The sequence below is a fragment of the Acidovorax sp. CF316 genome (assembly GCF_000276605.1).
Lineage (GTDB): Bacteria > Pseudomonadota > Gammaproteobacteria > Burkholderiales > Burkholderiaceae_C > Acidovorax.
Genome location: NZ_AKJX01000094.1, coordinates 1 through 19837 on the forward strand (window position 1 = coordinate 1; position 19837 = coordinate 19837).

Sequence of the window (19837 nt, forward strand, 5' to 3'; positions counted from 1 at the left end):
AGATCTCAGTGGAATCCAACATGATGGTTACCGTCTGGTCGTCAAATGCAACTCGGCGCGTTTAACCCTAATCCAGGCCTGAGCCAGTAACAAGAGCTTCACTGCGAAGTTTTCGTCTGGGCCTACCTCCCTGGGGATGTCGAGGCCACCTTCTGCGGGCGCTTCGAGAACGGGACCTCGGCCGCTGGAGACACGGGGGTGTTTGTCTATGACAACTTCTATGAAATCGGCACACTGAGCCTGGTGGCCCAGGGCAAGCTGCTGCGTGCCCTGCAGGAGGGCGAGGTGGAGCGCGTTGGGCGGCACCCGCACCGTGCGCCTGGTGGCAGCCACCAACGTGGGCTTGGGCCAGGCCATGCGCGAAGGTACCTTTCGCGAAGACCTGTTCTACCGCCTGAACGTCTTCCCCATCCACCTGCCCCGCTTCGCGATCGGCGTGACGACATCCCCCTGCTGATGAGCCACATTCTGACCCACTATCAGTGCAAGCACCAGCGCCAGGTGCCCGGCGTCAGCCAGGCGGGAGTCAAGGCCATGTTCCACTATCCCTTCCCGGGCAACATCCGCGAGTTGGAGAATCCGATAGAACACAGCGAGATACTGGCCACCGATGGGGCGCCTATCGAGCCGCACCATCTGTTCAGCAGCGGAGAAAGGATCGAAGGAGAGGTACTCTCTTTGCTTATTGGACCTGGCAGCACAGGTACGCTGCAAAGAAACTTGGATCGAGCAGATGGCGCATCCCATCCACTGCACACGTCGATTGCACCGCTCCACGACACAGAAGTTCAACTGCTGCGCAGGCGCTGCACACGTCCGGCAGCAACGTCTCTTCAGCAGCCCGGCTGCTGGGTCTCTGTCGCACGACCCGTGCGTATCGGATTCGGAAGTTTGGAAGAGCAGCACGCGGGAAAATCGCCTGATTCTTCTTTCATAGACCCCTTCACTTTGTCTGTCGTCTGTGCAGTAATTTTTCGTTGCAACGGCTTCACCCAGTGTTCGTCTATGTCCGAGATACTGATGCGCACTCCTTTCCAAGAAGTGAACTGAACAACCTTACGAGGAAGCCTGCTGGACGGCGTGGATCTTTTGAATGCTGAAAAGATTGCGGCGCAGGTGCAAAGCTAGCGATTCGGAGGCTTTTGCGTTCTCACCCTGCTCCAACAGATCGAGAACGTTCAGGTGCTGATGACAGTGCTCCTTGTGCCTACTTCTGTCTTTCGTTGACCTATACGAGAGCAGTCTGCGCGCAGAGTTCACGTGCTTGATCGCATCAATGAAGAGCGGGTTCTTTGAACCGGCTACGAGTGCTTCATGAAAGCTGACTCCACGCGCATGGATCTGGTCTGCGGTGACGACGTCGATCCCCTGGTGCAGCATGCGAATCTCTGCGGCACGGCACTGTTCCAAGACCTCACGCGGCATCCTGTATCCGGGCTCCAAAAGTGCGGCAGGCTCCAATGCCAAGCGCAGCCGGTACGACTGCATCAGTTCGTCGGGAGTCGTCAACATCTCGCAGAACTTCCAACCGTGCCCGGCACGCTCTCGGATCCACCCCTCTTGGCTGATTCGCGCGAGAACCGCCGATGTTTGATTGGGTGTCAGCGCGTAGCGTTGCCGAATTTCGAGGTCCGAGAACTCATCTCCCAGCTCGCCTTGAAGCCGGTCTTCCGCGATCTGCAGATAGGCCTGCGTGATGCGGTCCTTTTCCACCGCTTCCCTGGCCGCGGAAAGTGCACTGGACTGCAGATCGATCGTTTGGGCAAGGATGTATCCGCGGTTCCTTTCACATCGCAGTACACCTTGTTCAGACAGCTGTTCCAAGGCCGCGTTGACGGGCGTTCGAGAGACGCGGAGCCTGGTCGCAAGCGACTGAGCTGACAACCTTCCACCGACCTTGAGATTGGACTCCGCGACGAAGTCGAGGATTTGCACGACCAGTGTGGAACTCAATCGCATATCCACTCCGAGGCGCATGCCTGCGCGCGACGCTCAGCGCTCGTGATGACCTGCACGCCGTCATGCGGAACTGCGGATTGGACAACACATCTACTTCCGCCCCGCAAAGTGGCGCTTAGGGTGACCTGAATACTCTGTGCATGAGACATACCATCAGTTTGCATCAAAAATCAATTTGATACAATACGAATAGATATAGCACGACAATCGCTCATTCGATAGGCAGAGGCGTGCGTGGGGCGAAATGTCCAGTTTTTGGCATGCCATTTGTTCCATCGAGGCATTCACGGTCAATTTTGATTCAATAGCGGCACTATGCTTTATTGTACAAATTCAATGTTTGGTACAAAATACCGGCCGTCTGGTGCCGCAGATCAGCGCTTTCATTAGGAAGCTCTTGCGGCCGCTACAACGCTCTCCCGAAATGGGTGACCTACAACTGATTGAGACGCCATGAACCCCAGCATTCAGCTAAGTCAATTTTTCCCGTCGCCTGAAGACATTCCGAGCGAACACAGGCTGGAAACGCCCATCCATCAGCGCGCGTACGTTGTGAACGGTCAGCTCGCTACATGGTCAGGGGACATGAAGCGCGTGCTGTCGCCGATCTGCGTGCGAGCAACCGACGGTTCGGTGTCCCAAGTGGAGATTGGCAGCTACCCCGTTATGGGGGTCGCCGAGAGCGACTCGATTCTTGAGGCCGCTGGACAGGCCTACGACAGCGGGCGTGGAGAGTGGCCAACGATGCCAGTCTCAAAGCGCATTGAATGCATGCAGGAATTCGTTCGACAGATGGCCGCGCAGCGCGACCTGGTCGTCAAGTTGTTGATGTGGGAAATCGGAAAGAGCCTCGCCGACTCGCGCAAGGAATTCGACCGAACTGTCGAGTACATCCAGGCCACCATCGTCGCCCTCAAGGCGCAGGACAACGAGAACTCGCGCTTCACCGTGGTCGAGGGCACCATCGGTCAGGTTCGGCGAACACCTTTGGGCGTGGTGCTGTGCATGGGCCCATACAACTACCCGCTCAACGAGACCTTCTGCACGCTGATCCCGGCGCTGTTGATGGGGAACACGGTTGTGCTGAAACCGCCGCAGTATGGAACGCTCTTGTTCTGGCCGCTGCTCGAAGCATTTCGGACCGCGTTTCCCAAGGGTGTCGTCAATACCATCTACGCTCCCGGCGAGCTGGTCGTGCCGCGCATGTTGGCGAGCGGCAAGGTCAACGTCCTGGCGTTGATCGGGTCCAGCCGCGTTGCAGACCATCTCAAGAAGCAGCATCCCAAATCTCACCGCCTACGCGCCGTACTCGGGCTTGACGCGAAGAACGCCGCCATCGTGCTCCCCGATGCGGATCTCGATGTTGCGGTCAAAGAGTGCGTGCAAGGCGCGCTTTCGTTCAACGGTCAAAGGTGCACAGCACTGAAGATGCTGATCGTGCACCAATCGATCGTCGCCGAGTTCATCCGTCGTTTCACCGAGGAGGTTCGCAAGCTCAAGGTGGGCATGCCGTGGGAGGCCGGTGTCAACATCACACCATTGCCAGGGCCCCATCGCACGGCGTACATGACGGAGGCCATCACCGAAGCCGTGGACAAGGGTGCTGTCGTGGTCAATGCGAATGGAGGCGAGCACTGCGCGACCTTGTTCTATCCGGCGGTCGTCTATCCGGTTCGGGAGGGCATGCGCCTTTTCCGGGAGGAGCAGTTCGGGCCCGTCGTGCCGGTGATGACCTTTGACGATGTGAAGGAGGCGCTGGACTACGTCATGACCTCCGACCATGGTCAGCAGGTCAGCATCTTCGGCACTGATCCAGACGAGATCGGTGCCCTGGTGGACCCTCTCGTCAACCAAGTCTGCCGGGTGAATATCAACTGCCAGTGCCAACGTGGTCCAGACGTGTTCCCCTTCGCAGGACGGAAAGACTCCGCTGAAGGGACGTTGTCTGTAGCCGACGCCCTGAGAGCGTTCTCGATTCGCTCGATGGTTGCCCTGAAAGAGACGGAGAAGAGCAAGCAACTGCTCAACGCCATCGTCCGCGACCACAGCTCCAACTTCATCAACACAGGGTTCATTCTGTGAAAAGACCGGCCATGAAAAGATCGAGAAAAGCAAAGATCGTCGCGACCCTCGGGCCCGCCAGTGCGGACCTTCAGACCATACGCGCACTGTTCGAGGCTGGTGCAGATGTCTTTCGCCTGAACTTCAGCCATGGCTCGCATGCCCAGCACCAGGAGCGTGCCGAAATGATCCGGCAAGTCGAGCGCGAGACCGGTCGTCCCATCGCAATCTTGTTGGACCTGCAAGGTCCCAAGTTGCGCATTGGCAAGTTTGCCGATGGCCCTGTCATGCTCGCGCCTGGTGACAAATTCAGGTTGGACCTCTCCCCCGAAGTGGGTGGGAAGACGCGCGTCTCGATGCCGCATCCAGAAATCTTTGCGGCGCTGCAGCCTGGCACGGATCTGCTCCTTGATGACGGGAAAATCCGCCTTCTTGTTGAGTCCTGCGGTCCTGACTACGCGAACACCGAAGTGGTGGCAGGCGGCGTTCTCTCGGAGCGAAAGGGCGTGAACGTACCTTCTGTTTTGCTGCCGCTCTCCGCGCTCACTGAGAAGGACCGCGCAGATCTGGAGTTCGGCCTCACCTTGAACATCGACTGGGTCGCCCTGTCGTTTGTGCAGCGCCCCGAAGATTTGGAAGAGCTGCGCGCCATCGTTCAAGGACGTGCAGGCGTCCTTGCCAAACTTGAGAAGCCCGCGGCGATTGAATCGCTGGATGCCATCGTGGCGGCGTCTGATGCCGTGATGGTTGCCCGAGGCGATATGGGCGTCGAACTGCCGGCGGAACAGGTCCCCAGGATCCAGCGTCGAATTGTCAGGACCTGCCGCGAAGCAGGAAAGCCGGTCATCGTGGCTACCCAGATGCTTGAGTCGATGATCTCGTCTCCAGTGCCAACGCGAGCAGAAGCGTCCGACGTTGCCGCCGCCGTCTACGACGGTGCAGATGCGGTCATGCTTTCCGCCGAATCTGCTTCCGGCTCATTCCCTCGGGAGGCGGTCGCAATGATGAGCCGAATCATTGCCGAGGTCGAGTCGGACCCGCAGTATCGCGCTGGCATCGAGGCAACCCAAAAAACTCCCCAAGCCTCTGTGGCTGGCGCGATCTGTCTGTCGCTTCGCTCGGTCGCGAACCTACTCGAACTATCGGCGGTGGTCACCTATACACGTTCGGGCGCGACCTCGTTGCGTGCTGCGCGCGAGCGCCCCGTGGCCACTGTGGTCAGCGTCACGCCAGACGAGGCCATTGCACGGCGACTCAGCCTGGTATGGGGTGTCCACTCCGTTTTCTCCGGCGACGTTGTCGCCGATGTTCCTGACATGGTGCAAAAGGCCTGCGCTATCGCTGGCGCGCAAGGAATCTCATCGCCCGGGCAGTTCTTCGCCGTGGCGGCGGGCATGCCCTTCGGTCAGGTCGGAAGCACCAATTTTCTTCACATAGCTAAGGCATAGAAATGGCAAAAATCACAAACATTGAAGGTCTCGAAATCCTCGACTCGCGAGGCAATCCCACGGTTGCCGCTACGGTGACCCTGGAGGACGGAACAACGGGCTTCGCAGGCGTCCCATCCGGTGCTTCCACCGGGACACGTGAGGCAGTCGAACTGCGCGACAACGACAAAGGGCGCTATGGAGGCAAGGGCGTGCTGAAGGCGGTTTCGCATGTCAATGGCGAGCTTCGCTCAGCCTTGATCGGGATGGACAGCGACGACCAGGCCGGGATCGACAAAGTCATGATCGAACTGGACGGTACCGAGGCGAAAGAACGTCTTGGCGCCAACGCACTTCTTGCCGTGTCGCTGGCAAACGCAAAGGCTCGGGCCGCCGCGTCCGACCTTCCTCTCTACCGCTCGCTCGCAGTACCTGGCCATCGCTTCCAGTTGCCCGTGCCCATGATGAACATCATCAACGGGGGCGCCCATGCCGACAACAACATCGACATCCAGGAGTTCATGATTTTGCCAACGGGCGCGCCAACGTTTGGCGAGTCGCTGCGCTATGGCGTGGAGGTCTTTCATGCGCTGAAGTCGATTCTCAAGAGCCGTGGGCTCGTGACTTCGGTTGGCGACGAGGGCGGGTTCGCGCCCAACCTGGCCTCGAACGCTGAGGCCCTGGAGACGATCCTCAAGGCCATTTCCGTTGCAGGGTTCGTTCCAGGGAAAGACATCTGGCTGGGCCTTGATGTCGCAAGCTCGGAGTTTCGACATGATGGGAAGTACGTCCTCAGCTCTGAGGGCGGATCCTATTCGTCGGAAGAGTTTGTGGACTACCTTGCCTCTTTGGCGGCGAGCTACCCCATCCTCTCAATTGAGGATGGCCTGGCGGAGGACGACTGGCACGGCTGGCGCCTCCTGACGGAAAAGATCGGCCGCACCGTCCAACTCGTCGGCGACGACTTGTTCGTGACCAATACCTCCATCCTCAAGCGCGGACTTTCCGAAGGCATCGCCAACTCCATCCTCATCAAACCAAACCAGATCGGAACGCTTTCCGAAACGCTGGCTGCCATCAAGCTGGCAACCGATTCGAAATTCACCGCGGTGGCATCGCACCGGTCAGGAGAGACGGAAGACACGACCATTGCCGACCTTGCAGTTGCGACGCGTGCGACCCAGATCAAGACGGGCTCACTCTGCAGATCGGACCGTGTGGCGAAGTACAACCGCTTGTTGATGATCGAGCGTGAGCTGGCGACGGACGCGTCGTATGCAGGGGAGTCTGCATTCATCAACATCGAGCGGTTTGCTTGAAGCGTTGATCCGCTTCAATCACCGCCGCTCAAAGGTTGGGCTCACGTCGCGCGTTCCAGGCGCCCGATGTCCAGCCTGCGAGCGGTCGGTTGTCGATGTCATCGGATGTGGGTCTGGATACCGATACCCGCGCGCGCAGAGACGGACCCTTCTACAGCCCTTTGATTTCCGTGCGAACTCGTAGCGTGTCGAAGCATGCGAGGAAGTCGAGGGCGGTGCAAGACGCAGATCCAATCCCAAGCGCGTTCGAGAGGGTTGGACGCAAGAGACTGGTCCGCTGAGAGGTGCCAGCCTCTACGCGTGCACTAGCGCCATGCCGTGGCCCACGCATCGGCCATGGCCGGCGTGTGATAACAAGCAGCCTCGAAGCTCTTGGTGCAGACGGCGCGCTCCAGCAGCTGGATGTCGGCCTCGTGCTGGCGCGCGACGTGTACGTCTTCGAAGAAGAGCACCTTGTCGCAGCGCTTGTCGAGCACCAGTTCTGCAATCTGCGCATCGCCGCCCAGCGGGCCGCTACGTAGGAGCTGCACCCAGGGCAGGTCGCGCGGCCAGCCGCAGGACCAGGCCATTTCGTTGAGCCGGCCGCCTGTGGTGCCGGTGGCAAAGCGTTCCTGCGTCTGTGACAACAGGTCGAAGTGGCGGAAGGCGAAATCCACCATCGCGGACTTCAAGGCATCGTGGGCGATGAGGGCCACGGATTGTTTGTCGATGGACGGCACCATGGCCGGCGGGCGCTGGCGCAGCGACACGCCGACCTGCAGCGCAGCCTCCACCGCGATCCATTCGACGGCGGCGGCCACGGTGAGCAGCAGGGGCTTGCCGTGCGAGATGCACTGGCGCTTGAGGGCCTGGGCCTCAGGGTACAGCGATGAAGGATCAAGCGGGTCCAGCAGGTAGATGGCCCCGGCCAGTTCCTGCTCGGCATGCACGCCGCCCGCGATGCGCGAGACCATGCGCATCACCCCGCCCTCGCGGCCGTAGGGCAAACGCAGGAGGCGGGGGAAATGGCCAGCCAGGGCATGGTTCTCGATGGCGTCGGCGCAGCCGCCAACTGCGGCAATACCCAGTTGCAACTCGGCAAGCGCGCTTCGCGAGGCGGCAGCCCATAGGGCCAAACCACCGTCCGCATTCGAGCGGTGCAGCCGGTGTGCTGCCAAGCCGAATGATTTTCGAGGATGGCGGTCTACCACGATGCAGCGAATGTTTCGCGCAACTCCGCCAGATCTGAGTCGCCCAGGCTGGAACAACTGAAATCCGAGAGCAGCCAAAGTTTGGCGGTCTCTTCCAGTTCTTCCAGCGTGGCCATGGCCTCAGAAGGCGTGCGGTGCCACACATTGGGACCTAGCCGGTCGAGCATCACCGCGCGGAGCTGGCGGCCCTTGGAGGCGTATTCGGCAATGAGTTGCGCGACCTCCTGTGCCACGGCGGGTGCGCCAGGACGCTGGTAGGGCACCAGGGGCACTCGGCCCACCTTCATCACGAAATATGGAGTGATGGGTGGGAGCAATTCACCGCTCTGCTCCAGGTAGCCGCTTCGCTGCAGCGTAAGCGCGACCAAGTGCGTGCTATGGGTATGCATCACGCAGGCAGCGGGCTGCCCCGTAGCCTCGGTTGCACGGTAGATGGCGCGGTGCAGCGTGATGGTCTTGCTGGCGCGAGCGCCGCTGAGCTGAGCGCCATCGTCGCCGATGCGCGCCAGTTGCGCCGGGTCCAGAAAGCCCAGGCAGGCATCGGTGGGCGTGATGAGAAAGCCGCCGCCGTGCTCCGGTGCAAGGCGGGCACTGATGTTGCCGGCCGTGGCGTGCACATAGCCACGTGCGAACAGGCTGGCTCCCACGCGGCAAATTTCTTCTCGGGCCTGGGATTCGGTCACTCCTCGCTCCCCAGCTTGGTGATGCGCGCGGTGTTAAGGTGCTGACGCAGGAACAGCGACGCTTCCATGCGTTCGCCGCGCACCAGCAGCTCGATCAACTGCAGGTGCTCTTCGCACTGGCGGTGGAGGCGGCTGCGGTCCAGCAGAGTGCCGTATTCGACGATGCGGCGCATCTGGTTGACGTTGCGCAGCGCATCGACCACAAAGCGGTTGCCGCTACCGGCCGCCACGGTTTCATGGAAGTGGCTGCCCGCCTGGAACAGCTGCGCTGGTGTGCACTGCTCGATGCCGCCATCGAGCAGTTCCTGCTGTTCCCGACGGCAGCGCTCCAACTCGGCCAGGTCCACGGTGTAGCCAGGTTCGAGAATGGCAGCGGGCTCCAGCATCATGCGAAAGCGGTAGCTCTCGCGGTGCGATTCGAGGCTTGTGAGCATGCGACGAAAGACCCAGCCGCGCCCGGGCTTGCGGTCCACCAAGCCGTCCTTGGCCATGGTGTTGAGAAGTCGCTGCATCTGAGGCCTGGCCAAGCCGTATCGGCTCATCAGCTCTACCTCGGTCACCTCCTGATCGATATAGCCCTTGATGCGATCGCTGGCGATTCGCATGTACGTGTCCTCGCTGGAAACGCCGGCCTCAGAGAGATCAAGACCTTTGATCTCATGCGACTCTTTGGCGAGCTGAAATCCCCGGTTCGGATTGGAAGTCACGACCCCGGTGGATTCCAGGAACTGCAAGGCCTTTCTCACTGGCGAGCGAGATACGTCCAATGCGTCGCACAACGCTTGCTCCGTGAGACGGTAGCCCTTGGGCAGGCCCTCGCGCTGAACCATCTCCAGAATCTGGGCAGCCAGTTTAGGGATGAGAGGGCTTACATTCCCACTCGGCGCGATTTCAAGTGCAGCATTGGATTTCATCGTGAACTCGTCAGGTCAGCTGTTCAAAGGCCTTGGTAAAGAAATCAGTCGTGCCGAAGTTGCCGGACTTCAATGTCACGTGGATTCCCTCGGTCAAAGCATAGCGTGATTGTGCGTGGCACCAGGGGACGCCGGGTGCGATGGCGGGACCGATGCGCATGCGGTCAATGCCAAGCGCCTGCACGCAAGCACCCGAGGTTTCGCCTCCAGCGACCACCAGTTGCCCCACGCCTTTGGCTACCAACCCGCGGGCAATCTGGGACAGTGCATGCTCAACCATCTGCCCGGCTTCCTCCACACCGAGCTTTGCCTGGGTGGTTTTCACCGCCTCAGGCTCCGCGGTGGCATACACCAGCACAGGCCCGACATCATCGAGCAGCTTGTCTGCCCAAGCCAACGCTTCGGAGACCACGTCCACACCGGCCACGATCTGCATCGGATCAATGGAGAAAGCGGCACCTCCACGCTGCCGGAAGTCTGCAACCTGTGCATTGGTGGCCACCGAGCAGCTACCGGACACGATTGCACGGCGGCCGCGAGCCGCTGGCAGTCGTGCGGCCAAGTCGCTGGCACTCACCCCGAAGTTGGCTGGCAGGCCGATGGCGACGCCCGACCCTGCAGTGACCAGGGGCAGCCCGGCCAAGGCGGGACCCATGGCCAGCAGATCGTCGTTGTCGATGGCATCGACGATGGCGACTTCAACGCCTTCGCTGCGCAACGCGGCAATGCGACTGCTGACGGCGTCACTGCCCCGCCTGACGTAGCTGTGATCCACCAGGCCCACGCGCCGCTTGGTCTGCGCCTGCAGCACGCGCACGAGGTTGGAATCGGTCATGGGCGTCAGGGGATGGTTCCTCATGCCCGACTCCTGCAGCAACACGTCGCCCGCGAACAGATAGCCCTTGTAGACGGAGCGACCGTTCTCGGGGAACGCGGGGCACGCAATCGTGAACTCCGTGCCGAGTGCGTCCATGAGCGCATCGGTTACCGGGCCGATGTTGCCTTCTGGCGTGGAGTCGAACGTGGAGCAGTACTTGAAATAGACCTGCTGCACTTGCTGCGTCCGCAACCATTGGAGCGCAGCGAGCGACTGCTCCACGGCCTGGGTGGCCTGAATCGTGCGTGATTTCAACGCGATCACGATCGCATCGACCTCTTCGCTGGGAGGCTCAGACGGAATGCCGATGGTTTGCACCACCCGCATGCCGCTGCGCACCAGGTTGCTGGCCAGGTCGGTCGCGCCGGTGAAGTCATCGGCGATGCAACCCAGATAGGGTGGTTTCATGGGCACCGTCCAGACTCAGGCGGCTGCCACGGCATCCGCCACGGCCGTGGCGAAGGCCTTGCAGCCGATGCTTCCGCCGATATCAGCAGTGCGGGTCGCGGGGTTCTCCAGCACCTTGTCCACTGCTGTCTCGATGGCCTTGGCAGCCTGCTTGAGCTTGGCGTCGCCACGCTTGTCGCCGAGCCAGGCCACCATCATCGCGACGGACAGGATCATGGAGGTAGGGTTGGCCTTGTCCTGGCCCGCAATGGTAGGGGCCGAGCCGTGCTGCGCCTGGGCGCAGCAGTTCGTATCGCTGGCCATGATGGAACCTGCCAGACCCAGGCTGCCCGAGAGTTCGCTGCACAGGTCCGAGAGGATGTCGCCGTAGAAGTTGGTGGCCACCAGCACGTCGAAGCGCTCCGGCTCCTTGACCAAATGGGCAGTGGAGGCATCGACCAGCAGATCGTCCAGCACCACCTCCGGGAAATCCTTGGCGACATGGCGCACGGCTTCGAGGAACAGGCCGTCGGTCATGTGGAAGCTGTTGGCCTTGTGGATGGCGGTGACGCGCTTCTTGCGGGTCATGGCCAGCTCGAAGGCGCGGCGCGCGATGCGCTCGCTGCAGTGGCGGGTGATCTTGCGCGTGGACAGCGCCATATCGGGACTGGGCATGACCTCACCCCAGCCGCGCGACATGTTGCGGTCTGGGTAGAAGCCCTCGGTGGCTTCGCGCATGATGACCAGGTCCATGGTCTTGCCTTCGCGCATGTTGGACTGCAGGAAAGGCCGAGTGCGTGCGGGGCGCACGTTGGCGTACAGGTCCAGACCGATGCGGTAGGCAGCGGACACGTTGCGACCGCCCTTCTCAGGCGGGGGGTAGTCGGCATGCGACTGCGTGCCCAGGATGATGCCGTCGTAGGTCTTCGAGCGTTCCAGCAGCTCGTCGCGGATGGTGACCCCGTACTTTTCCAGACTCGCGAAGCCCAGGTCTTCATAGTCGAATTGGAAGTCCAGGCCGAAGCGAGTGCCGGCTGCCTTCAGCACGCGCACGGATGCGTCAACGATTTCGGGGCCGATGCCGTCGCAGGGCAGAACGATGAATTTCATGTGAGTCTCCAGTCAGTTGCGGGGGTTAAAACTAGGGGGTGGTGGCGGAATGTTCAACGGAACGCCTGAGCAGCTTTACCGCGCTGTCAGGGCTTGAAAGGACTGGCCGACGCGTCTCCGCTTCGACACGGCTCCTCATGTGCGAGGTAGAGAACTGGCCCAGCATGATCACGTCACAGTCGATGAGTTCCTGTGCGGCCTTGCTGACCAGGGTGTCATGGATCTCGACGTTGCCTTCGCTCAGCGCCTTCAGCGCGCCGTCTGGGCACTCGACTTTCAGCACGTAGTCCAAATTCAACTTGGCTGCGAGTTCGCGAAGCTCTTCCTTCATGCTCGACACAGAGGGCGCGAACGTCGAAACCATTCCTATCTTTCCTGTGCGCCCAAGCTTTGCGCACACGCCCAACGCTTCGCCAAACATCGCTTCGTTGGGTTTCAACGTGGGCAGGTCAACACCTTCTGCGGCCGAGTCAATGGCCGGGCCGAACGCTGAGCATGTGAAGAGGACGCCTTTCACTCCAGCACTTTCCGCGTAGCGCGTCAGGGAATGGAACCGGGCCGTGAGGCCTCCGGTGATTTCGCCTGCCTCTGCAAGGTCAACAGACAGGCTGTCGTCAAGCAGGTTCATGCAGTAGGCCTCAGGCCAAAGACGCGCAAAGGCGTCCTCGATTGGACGGATCGCTAAGGGAGTGGCATGTATCAAAGCAATTTTTGGTGCATTCATTGGCTTGATATTCGATGTAGGGTTGACACTGATTGTACCAACATCGAAGTCGATACAATATCGGGTATCTACTGACCGCCAACCAAAAGGAGACAAACGTGCATCTGACCAACGATCAACGCCTTCGCCGACTCGGCCTGATGGCCATAGGAGGCCTGCTTGCGCTTCCTTCGTACGCGAACACAGACGTCGGGGGCTATCCCAACAAAAACATCACGTTTGTGGTGCCCTACGCTGCGGGCGGCAGCTCGGATACACGGTCGCGCCAGATTGCGACGAAGCTGTCAGCGGCATACGGTGTTCCGGTGATCGTCGAAAACAGGCCAGGTGCTGGCGGGAATATTGGTACGGAGTACATCGCCAAAGCCAAGGGCGATGGCTATGTCATCGGGCTGGGCAACTTTGCACCACTGGCCGTCAACAAGGCCCTGTTCCGCAAGCTCAATTACGATCCAGCGACCGATCTGGTGCCTATCGTGATGATTGAGAAGGGACCGCTGATCATGTCGGTCGCACAAGCGTCCCCCTTCAAGTCTGCGAAGGATGTGATCGCGGCGGCGAAGGCCAAACCGAATTCGCTGAGCTTCGCTTCCGGCGGTATCGGTGGATCTCACCACCTTGCTGGCGAGTTGCTCCAAGATGCTGCGGGCATCGAGATGACGCACATTGCCTACAAAGGCGGTGCCCCAGCGACCAATGACCTGATCGCCGGCACCGTGAACATCATGTTCGAGTGGATCTTCGCGGTGATGCCCTATGTGTCGGGCAACGAGCCACGGCTGCGCCCGCTGGCCATCACCAGCACCCAGCGCTCTCCGCTGCTCAAAGACGTGCCGACCTTTGAGGAACTGGGCATCAAGGGTATGGAGATTTCCAACTGGTTCGGTGTCGTCGCGCCCAAGGGCACGCCCGCGCCCATCATCGCGAAGCTGAACGCCTCGATCAACGAGATCCTCAAGCAGCCTGAAATGGTGAAAGCCATCACCAGCCTGGGCGATGAGCCGGTAGGCGGCACCCCTGAACAGTTTGGCAGCTTCATCAAGGCTGAGACGGCGCGCTGGTCGAAGTTGGTCAAGAGCCACGACATCAAGCCCGAGTAGTCCCTTCCATCAATGCAGCGGCCCAGCCGCTGGAGATTCCATGCAACACTTCAAGAACGCCGCCATGCGCAGCATGGCCGGCTTGGCGCTCGTCGCGCCAGCATTCACCTTCGCTCAGACATCCAGCCAAACTCTGTACGGCATCATGGATGTGACCGTCCGCCACGCCAGTAATGCAGGTGCCAACCGGGGCGGGCTCACCAACGTCGGCGACGGCCTGTTCGGCGGCTCGCGCCTGGGCTTCAAGGGGACTGAGGACCTCGGCGGCGGAACCCGGGCCTTCTATGTGCTGGAGATGGGGATCGATCCATCCACCGGCCTGGCCCAGCAGTCCACAGCCACGGCCAACTACGGCCAGGTGGCATCCGCAGCGGGACGCGCCTTCGGCCGTGAATCACTGGTAGGCGTGTCCTCGGACGCATTGGGAGTGCTCACGCTGGGCCGCCAGTACACACTGGCGCACCAGGCTGCTGCGCGCATCCAGCCCATGGGCAACCCCAATACTGATGCGATCACGGTGCTTAGCAACCACCACATGGCGCGCCAAGACAACATGATCAAGTACGCAAAGGACCTTGGTCCCGTCACGCTGGCTGGCAGCGTGACGCTGTCCGAAGGAAATGGCCGCGGCAGCGGACTTTCGGCGACATACGCCAGCGGGCCATTCGAGGCCGTGGCGTATGGTCAGAACCTGTCGGCAGCCACTGGCGGCGAGACGCGCAAGATCCGCGGTGCTGGGGTGGCATACCGCATCAGCACGGATTGGAAGGCGTTCCTCGCCTACATGGAGCGCAGCCACGAGATCAGCCTGCAACGCAACAAGGTCGCTTCCATCGGCGTCAACTACAGTGTCACTCCACTGCTCACGCTGACGGCGAGCTACACGCAAGACCGCCAAAACGCGTTCGCCGCCAATGGCTCGGGGGACCGAAAAGTCGCGTGGGTCTCCGCGGACTACTACCTGTCCAAACGGACGGATGTGTACGCAGAAGTGGACCGCAACCGGATCGATGGCGGCTACGTGCTGCCTGCGTTCATGGGCACGCGCGGCTCGCAGACGGGTGTGACTGTCGGTCTGCGTCATCGGTTCTGAGAGGAGCACGGAACATGTCTCACTTCCTGATCGCACGCCGCGCCCTCTTGTTGGCGGGCCTTGCGGCCTCATCGCTCGCCATCGCTCAGTCTTATCCCACCAAGCCGGTTCGGCTGATCGTGCCCTTCGCCGCCGGCGGACCCAACGACGTGATGGCCCGTGTGCTCGCGAAGCGCCTGACGGGCGACACGGGTCAGCCCTTTGTGGTGGACAACAAGCCGGGGGCCGGCGGCATCATCGGCACGGATGCCGTGGCCAAGGCCACGGCCGACGGCTACACGCTGGGCTTCATCAGCGGACCTGTGACCATGGCCCCGGCCTTGCAGCCGAAGATGCCGTACGAGACCATGCGCGACCTGGTGCCAGTGGCGCGCGTGGCTGAGTCGCCGATGGTGATGATGGTCCCCGCAACCTCGAACTTCAAAACTGCGGGCGAACTCATCGAGTTCGCGAAGAAGAATCCGGAGAAGCTGACCTATGGGACTGGGGGTGTGGGGAGTACGCCGCACCTCACGACCGAACTGCTCTCCAGCATCACGGGCGCGAAGTTCTTGCATGTGCCCTACAAGGGCGGCGGCGAGTCGATCAAGGCTGTGATGGGGGGCGAGGTCGATCTGTTGATCGACAGCGTGACGAGCACCGGTTCGGCATTTGCCTCGGGCCGCATCAAAGGCCTGGGCATCGGCTCCGCCAAGCGCCTGCCAACCTTGGCCAATGTCCCTACCTTCGAAGAAGCAGGACTGAAGGGCTTCAAGGTAGAGCACTGGGTGGGCATCGTCGCTACGGCCAAGACGCCCCAGCCGGTGCTGGACGCACTGCAGGCCCAGATCGCCAAGGCGCTGCAAAGTCCTGAGGTCGCGAAGAAGTTCGAAGAACTGGGCGCGCGCACTGTCTCGGACACGCCCGCAGAGTTCGACAAGTTCATGCGCGAGGAATTGGCCAAGTGGCAGCAGCTGGTCAAGACCGCCAAGATCCAAACGCAGTGAGCGAGCCATCCTTCCAGCTACCGCAGAGCGTGCTCTGTGACACCCACGTCCATGTGTTCGACGCGGCACGGTTCCCTTTCGCGGAGCGCCGACGCTTTACGCCGGGCTATGCGGGCGTGGATCGGCTGGTCGAGCACCTGCATCACATCGGCGCGGGTCGGGTGGTGCTGGTGCAGCCGAGCGTGTACGGTAGCGACCACGGCTGCCTGGCACATGCGCTGCAGCGGTTGAAAGGCCGCGGACGCGGTGTGGCCGTGCTGGCACCTACCAGTACGGCCTACGAGATTGCAGGACTGGACGCACTTGGGGTACGCGCCACCCGCATCAACTTCGTTGTGGATGACAATGCCGACGCATCCGCTGCGCGTGATGCAGTCACGCAAGCGATCCGGCAGGTGCCTGCGCACTGGCATGTGCAGCTGCACGTCACCCTGGGCGTGTTGCGCGAACTCAGCGACCTCATCCGAAGTAGCTCCTGCCACTTCGTGCTCGATCACATCGGGCTCCCCCCCGTCACGCCCCGTGCTGCGGAGAGCGAAGAGTGGCGGGAAGTGTGCGACTTGGCTGCAGCGGGCAAGCTCTCCGTGAAGCTGTCCGCGCCCTACCTTTCCGCTGCAGATGCAGAACTGCTCGCGCCGATGGCCCAAAGCCTCCTGCAGGCCGCCCCCCGTGCCGTGCTATGGGGGACAAACTGGCCGCACACGCAGGGCACGGCACGCTCAGCGCCGGCAACACCCGACGCAATCGAACCGTTCCGCGAAGTGGATGACCTTGCCTGGCTTGCCCGGTGCCAGGGTTGGCTGGAGACAGCCGGCCTGGCGGCCGATACCCTGGATGCCAACGCACAACGGCTCTATGAATTCTGACCCATTGAAGACCTTCTGATGACATCGAAGAACGACCCCAACCCAGCTCCGCGCTATGCCTATGTGGGATCGCGCACCACGCGCGAAAGGAATTCCCGGGGTGAAGGTATCAGTGTCTATGCCATCGAAGCCGATGGACGGCTGCGCCTGACGCAGGTTTTCGGCGGGCTTGTGAATCCTTCGTTTCTGGCGTTGAACAGTGACCGTAGCCGCCTTTACACGGTGCATGGCGATGGCCATGATGTCAGCGTGCTGGCCGTTGACCCCGAACACGGCACGCTTTCGCTGCTGCAGACACAGGAGTGCGGTGGCCTCAACCCGGTGCATCTGGCGCTGGATCCAACTGAACAGTGGCTGCTCGTTTCTGATCACCTCGGCGTTGGCCGCCAGGGCGGCGCTTTGTTGGTGATGCCCGTACTATCGGACGGAACATTGGGGCCGGTGTGCCAACGCGTGGAGATGACCGGCACGCCGGGACCTCATCGAAAGGAGCAACCGCATGCAAAGCCTCATTGCAACGTGTTTGATCCAAATGGCAGGTACGTGGTGGTGCCCGACAAGGGACTGGATAGAGTGTTCGTGTTTCCGTTTGTCAACGGCGAGATCGTTGAGGGGGCTACGCGCTGGGCCGATACGCGAGCAGGCGCCGGCCCCAGGCACGTGGCCTTTCATCCTTCGCTGTCAACTGCGTACGTGGTTAACGAACTCGATTCCACGGTCACAGCTTACCGGTTCGACAAGGAAACGGGCGTGCTCAATCCGTTCCAGATTCTGTCCACGTTACCCGACTCATTCATCGGCAACAATACTGGTTCGGGAATCGCTATCTCACACAATGGCTGCTACCTCTACACCTCTAACCGGGGACACGACAGCATTGCCACCTTCGCTATCGATCTGCTCAAGGAAAGCTTGTCTTTTCAGGGAACGACGTCTTCGATGGGCCGCACGCCTCGGTTTTTTACGATGGACCGCAAAGGCACATGCTTCTACGTTCTGAACGAGGACAGCGACTCCATAGTGGTCTTTTCTGTCGATCCAGAGGAGGGTGCGATGGGAACAGTCCTCGATACGCTGGACTGTGCAAGCCCCGTCTGCCTGGTAATGTGAGCTTGCGCAGGGCACGTTGATGAATAGCGTTCCCGGTGAGATGAAAGGCGAGGCGGTGCGGTTGCGCAATGCGGTGGCCTACAACGCAGGGCTGGGCATCGCCATTGAGCGGCTGCTGACGGACAATGCCGCAGCGCTTCGCTCACGTGAGTTCATAGCTGCCCGCGCAACATTAGGCATCCGAAACAAGTTTATTCGGGCCTGTCGGATCCAGACCGTTGGCAAGGCATCGCGATTCATCCAATCTGCACTGCGAGATTGGACCTACGGCTGAAGCTACCAGAACTCGGGCCAGCGAACGCTGGCCTTCGCAAGTTGGCGGCACCGTTACAACTGGCACCGGCCGCACAGTGGCATTGGCGGCCTGGTGCCTACCGCGAGGCTCGATCCCCACTGGAAAATTATCTATTGACTCATCACCTCTAGGCGGCAATCTCATGCTGCATTACGTCTACCCATCGAGCGTTGACGAGCTGCGCCATCCGCTCGGGTGAAACCCTGACACCTGCATTGTTTGCACCTGCGGCTGGAAGTACTTCGCTGAAGCTCCGCAGCGAGACATCGCAATAGACATCGAGCTGGCTGGCGAGACCGAAGGGCCCAACGCCGCCAACTGGGTGACCGGTTGCCTTCTCCACCTCACTCGCCGCGAGGAAGCGGGCCTTTGCCCCGAACTGGTCTTTGTACTTTCTGTTGTCAAGTCGAGCGTCGCCTCTCGCAACGAGCAAGATGACTTGCTCGCCTACGCTCAGCGAAAGCGTCTTGGCAATCTGCCCTGGATTGACACCGAACGCCGTAGCCGCCATTGCGACGGTCGCGCCACTCTCATTCACCTCAATGATTGAGAGATCCGGGGCCTTCTCGGCGAGAAACTTTTTGACGGACTGGAGACTCATGATGAAAGTTGCCAATGAAAGCTATGAATGTTCGTTGGACAGCAACACAGGGTGCGATTGCTTCGCTTTCACCCCGCTTGTGCTACGTTAGGTTCTCAGTATTGTTCTCCACAGGCCTCGCGTACATTGGCTAAAACGCCATATTCGTGGCCGTTTTCGACATCCTTTTGTCGGCTTCGCGGGAGATGCGTAGGCAGGCTACCCAGCCATTTCTGTGCACACTATCAAGCGTGCTTTTCGTCGTTAGGGAGCTAACCATCCGCAGTCGCTGCGACGTCGCTGCAACCATCATCGATGGCACCGAGGAGTACGCGGGCGTATGCGAAGTGGATGTCTCTCGCCGAGCTGACAATCGCTGATGATGGCTCGCTGAACAAGAATGGAAGAGAAATGAAGTCCGGCTGTCCCCATGTTCTCTGCCAGAGTTTCATTCCTCGATTGCGCCACCAATCGAACGCAGATGTTGTCGGAACGTAATGCTCTCGTCAGCGTTCCTGGTCGCCAGAAATTCATCGAACCGAGCCTGCTTCCTGAAATTCGTACCAAGTTGCATCCGTGCCGCTTGACTGCGCTCGGTGTCGCGAATCGCGGCTGCGAGCTCCGACACGCCTTGGGCTTGGCTCAAGGGCATGAAGATCACCCCATCGTCGTCTGCCAAGACGAAGTCGTCGGAGGTGACCTCATGCTCTCCACACCTGGCAGAAGTGAGCGCTGCCGCCTCCTGCGTCTCCAAACGCTGCGGCCCCGTCGGCAACGTGCCAAGGCTGAAGATCGGTAGCCTGATGGTCCGCAATTCAGATGAATCGCGATGCAATCCCCAGATGACGATACCGCGGAGGCCAGCCAGGGCCGTCTCCAAAGTTACGAGATCGCCAACACAGGCCTCATCCAGTCGCCCGCCGTTGTCGACCACCAGAATATCTCCGGGAGCCGCACGGTCGATCGCTTCGAGAAAAACGTCGACGCTGCCATAGTGCCGAGCAGGACATGCTCGACCGACGATGTGAGATTCGCTCCACAAGGGACGAATTCCAGCTGGAGCACACCGAACCGCGATGCCCAGACGCATACATGCATCCGCGACGTGCGGCGTCGTGAGGTCAAGGTAAGTACGTTGAAGCTGCAAAGAGTCCAT

19 protein-coding genes and 2 pseudogenes are annotated in these 19837 nt (G+C 60.8%); 12 read left to right on the plus strand and 9 right to left on the minus strand.

Going from position 1 to position 19837, the window contains the following annotated elements; all coding sequences use genetic code 11:
- Window positions 1-198: 198 nt before the first annotated feature.
- The 3 genes and pseudogenes from PMI14_RS35905 to PMI14_RS35915 all read left to right on the plus strand — a co-directional run.
- Window positions 199-249: pseudogene (locus PMI14_RS35905) on the plus strand (hypothetical protein); the annotation flags it as partial.
- Window positions 250-295: 46 nt separating this feature from the next.
- Window positions 296-457 (plus strand): sigma 54-interacting transcriptional regulator, encoded by a 162-nt coding sequence (locus PMI14_RS35910; RefSeq protein WP_007852644.1) that lies wholly within the window; start codon window positions 296-298, stop codon window positions 455-457.
- Complete coding sequence (locus PMI14_RS35915) at window positions 457-1050, plus strand: hypothetical protein (protein ID WP_369751442.1); 594 nt, start codon at window positions 457-459, stop codon at window positions 1048-1050. Before PMI14_RS35910 ends, PMI14_RS35915 begins: the two co-directional genes overlap by 1 nt.
- A gap of 6 nt (window positions 1051-1056) precedes the next feature.
- Here PMI14_RS35915 and PMI14_RS08285 read toward each other — a convergent pair whose 3' ends face one another.
- The gene (locus PMI14_RS08285) at window positions 1057-1959 is read right to left on the minus strand and encodes a GntR family transcriptional regulator (protein ID WP_007852649.1); all 903 of its coding nucleotides are present in this window, start codon (window positions 1957-1959) and stop codon (window positions 1057-1059) included.
- Between the two features lie 453 nt (window positions 1960-2412).
- Between PMI14_RS08285 and PMI14_RS08290 the strand changes: the two genes are divergently transcribed.
- Genes PMI14_RS08290 through eno form a run of 3 tightly spaced genes read left to right on the plus strand, consistent with a single transcriptional unit; the run spans window position 2413 to window position 6766 of the window.
- The gene (locus PMI14_RS08290; RefSeq protein WP_007852652.1) at window positions 2413-4041 is read left to right on the plus strand and encodes an NADP-dependent glyceraldehyde-3-phosphate dehydrogenase; all 1629 of its coding nucleotides are present in this window, start codon (window positions 2413-2415) and stop codon (window positions 4039-4041) included.
- A gap of 11 nt (window positions 4042-4052) precedes the next feature.
- On the plus strand, window positions 4053-5468 hold the full coding sequence (pyk, locus tag PMI14_RS08295; protein ID WP_035202869.1) for a pyruvate kinase: 1416 nt from the start codon (window positions 4053-4055) through the stop codon (window positions 5466-5468).
- Between the two features lie 2 nt (window positions 5469-5470).
- The gene (gene eno, locus PMI14_RS08300) at window positions 5471-6766 is read left to right on the plus strand and encodes a phosphopyruvate hydratase (protein WP_007852662.1); all 1296 of its coding nucleotides are present in this window, start codon (window positions 5471-5473) and stop codon (window positions 6764-6766) included.
- 305 nt (window positions 6767-7071) lie between these two features.
- On the opposite strand, the gene PMI14_RS08305 is transcribed toward eno, so the two are convergent.
- The 6 genes from PMI14_RS08305 to PMI14_RS08330 all read right to left on the minus strand — a co-directional run bounded on the left by PMI14_RS08305 (window position 7072) and on the right by PMI14_RS08330 (window position 12555).
- Window positions 7072-7881 carry a methylglyoxal synthase gene (locus PMI14_RS08305; protein WP_085947277.1) on the minus strand — a complete coding sequence of 270 codons (810 nt, stop codon included), beginning with the start codon at window positions 7879-7881 and terminating at the stop codon, window positions 7072-7074.
- Between the two features lie 68 nt (window positions 7882-7949).
- On the minus strand, window positions 7950-8639 hold the full coding sequence (locus PMI14_RS08310; protein ID WP_007852670.1) for an aldolase: 690 nt from the start codon (window positions 8637-8639) through the stop codon (window positions 7950-7952).
- Window positions 8636-9553 (minus strand): GntR family transcriptional regulator, encoded by a 918-nt coding sequence (locus PMI14_RS08315; protein WP_007852672.1) that lies wholly within the window; start codon window positions 9551-9553, stop codon window positions 8636-8638. Before PMI14_RS08315 ends, PMI14_RS08310 begins: the two co-directional genes overlap by 4 nt.
- Before the next feature lie 10 nt (window positions 9554-9563).
- Entirely contained in the window at window positions 9564-10838 is a 1275-nt protein-coding gene (gene otnK, locus PMI14_RS08320; protein WP_007852674.1) for a 3-oxo-tetronate kinase, read from the minus strand.
- A gap of 15 nt (window positions 10839-10853) precedes the next feature.
- Entirely contained in the window at window positions 10854-11927 is a 1074-nt protein-coding gene (locus PMI14_RS08325; protein WP_007852676.1) for an isocitrate/isopropylmalate dehydrogenase family protein, read from the minus strand.
- A gap of 31 nt (window positions 11928-11958) precedes the next feature.
- A complete protein-coding gene (locus tag PMI14_RS08330; protein WP_007852678.1) occupies window positions 11959-12555 on the minus strand; it encodes an aspartate/glutamate racemase family protein in 597 nt (198 codons plus the stop codon).
- A 194-nt stretch (window positions 12556-12749) separates the two neighbouring features.
- On the opposite strand from PMI14_RS08330, the gene PMI14_RS08335 reads away from it, so the two are divergent.
- The 6 genes and pseudogenes from PMI14_RS08335 to PMI14_RS35560 form a co-directional block, all read left to right on the plus strand.
- Entirely contained in the window at window positions 12750-13751 is a 1002-nt protein-coding gene (locus tag PMI14_RS08335; RefSeq protein ID WP_007852683.1) for a tripartite tricarboxylate transporter substrate binding protein, read from the plus strand.
- Window positions 13752-13791: 40 nt separating this feature from the next.
- A complete protein-coding gene (locus tag PMI14_RS08340) occupies window positions 13792-14844 on the plus strand; it encodes a porin (RefSeq protein ID WP_007852684.1) in 1053 nt (350 codons plus the stop codon).
- 14 nt (window positions 14845-14858) lie between these two features.
- Complete coding sequence (locus PMI14_RS08345) at window positions 14859-15830, plus strand: tripartite tricarboxylate transporter substrate binding protein (protein WP_007852687.1); 972 nt, start codon at window positions 14859-14861, stop codon at window positions 15828-15830.
- Complete coding sequence (locus tag PMI14_RS08350; RefSeq protein WP_007852689.1) at window positions 15827-16696, plus strand: amidohydrolase family protein; 870 nt, start codon at window positions 15827-15829, stop codon at window positions 16694-16696. Before PMI14_RS08345 ends, PMI14_RS08350 begins: the two co-directional genes overlap by 4 nt.
- 18 nt (window positions 16697-16714) lie before the next feature.
- A complete protein-coding gene (locus PMI14_RS08355; RefSeq protein ID WP_007852691.1) occupies window positions 16715-17806 on the plus strand; it encodes a lactonase family protein in 1092 nt (363 codons plus the stop codon).
- A 31-nt stretch (window positions 17807-17837) separates the two neighbouring features.
- A pseudogene (locus PMI14_RS35560) lies at window positions 17838-18218 on the plus strand (integrase core domain-containing protein); the annotation flags it as partial.
- A gap of 10 nt (window positions 18219-18228) precedes the next feature.
- Here the strand turns inward: PMI14_RS35560 and PMI14_RS08360 are convergent.
- Together PMI14_RS08360 and PMI14_RS08365 are read right to left on the minus strand one after the other, a co-directional pair.
- Window positions 18229-18702, minus strand: coding sequence for a YbaK/EbsC family protein (locus PMI14_RS08360; RefSeq protein ID WP_035202878.1), 474 nt, complete (start codon window positions 18700-18702; stop codon window positions 18229-18231).
- A 427-nt stretch (window positions 18703-19129) separates the two neighbouring features.
- Window positions 19130-19837, minus strand: coding sequence for an RraA family protein (locus tag PMI14_RS08365; protein WP_007852693.1), 708 nt, complete (start codon window positions 19835-19837; stop codon window positions 19130-19132).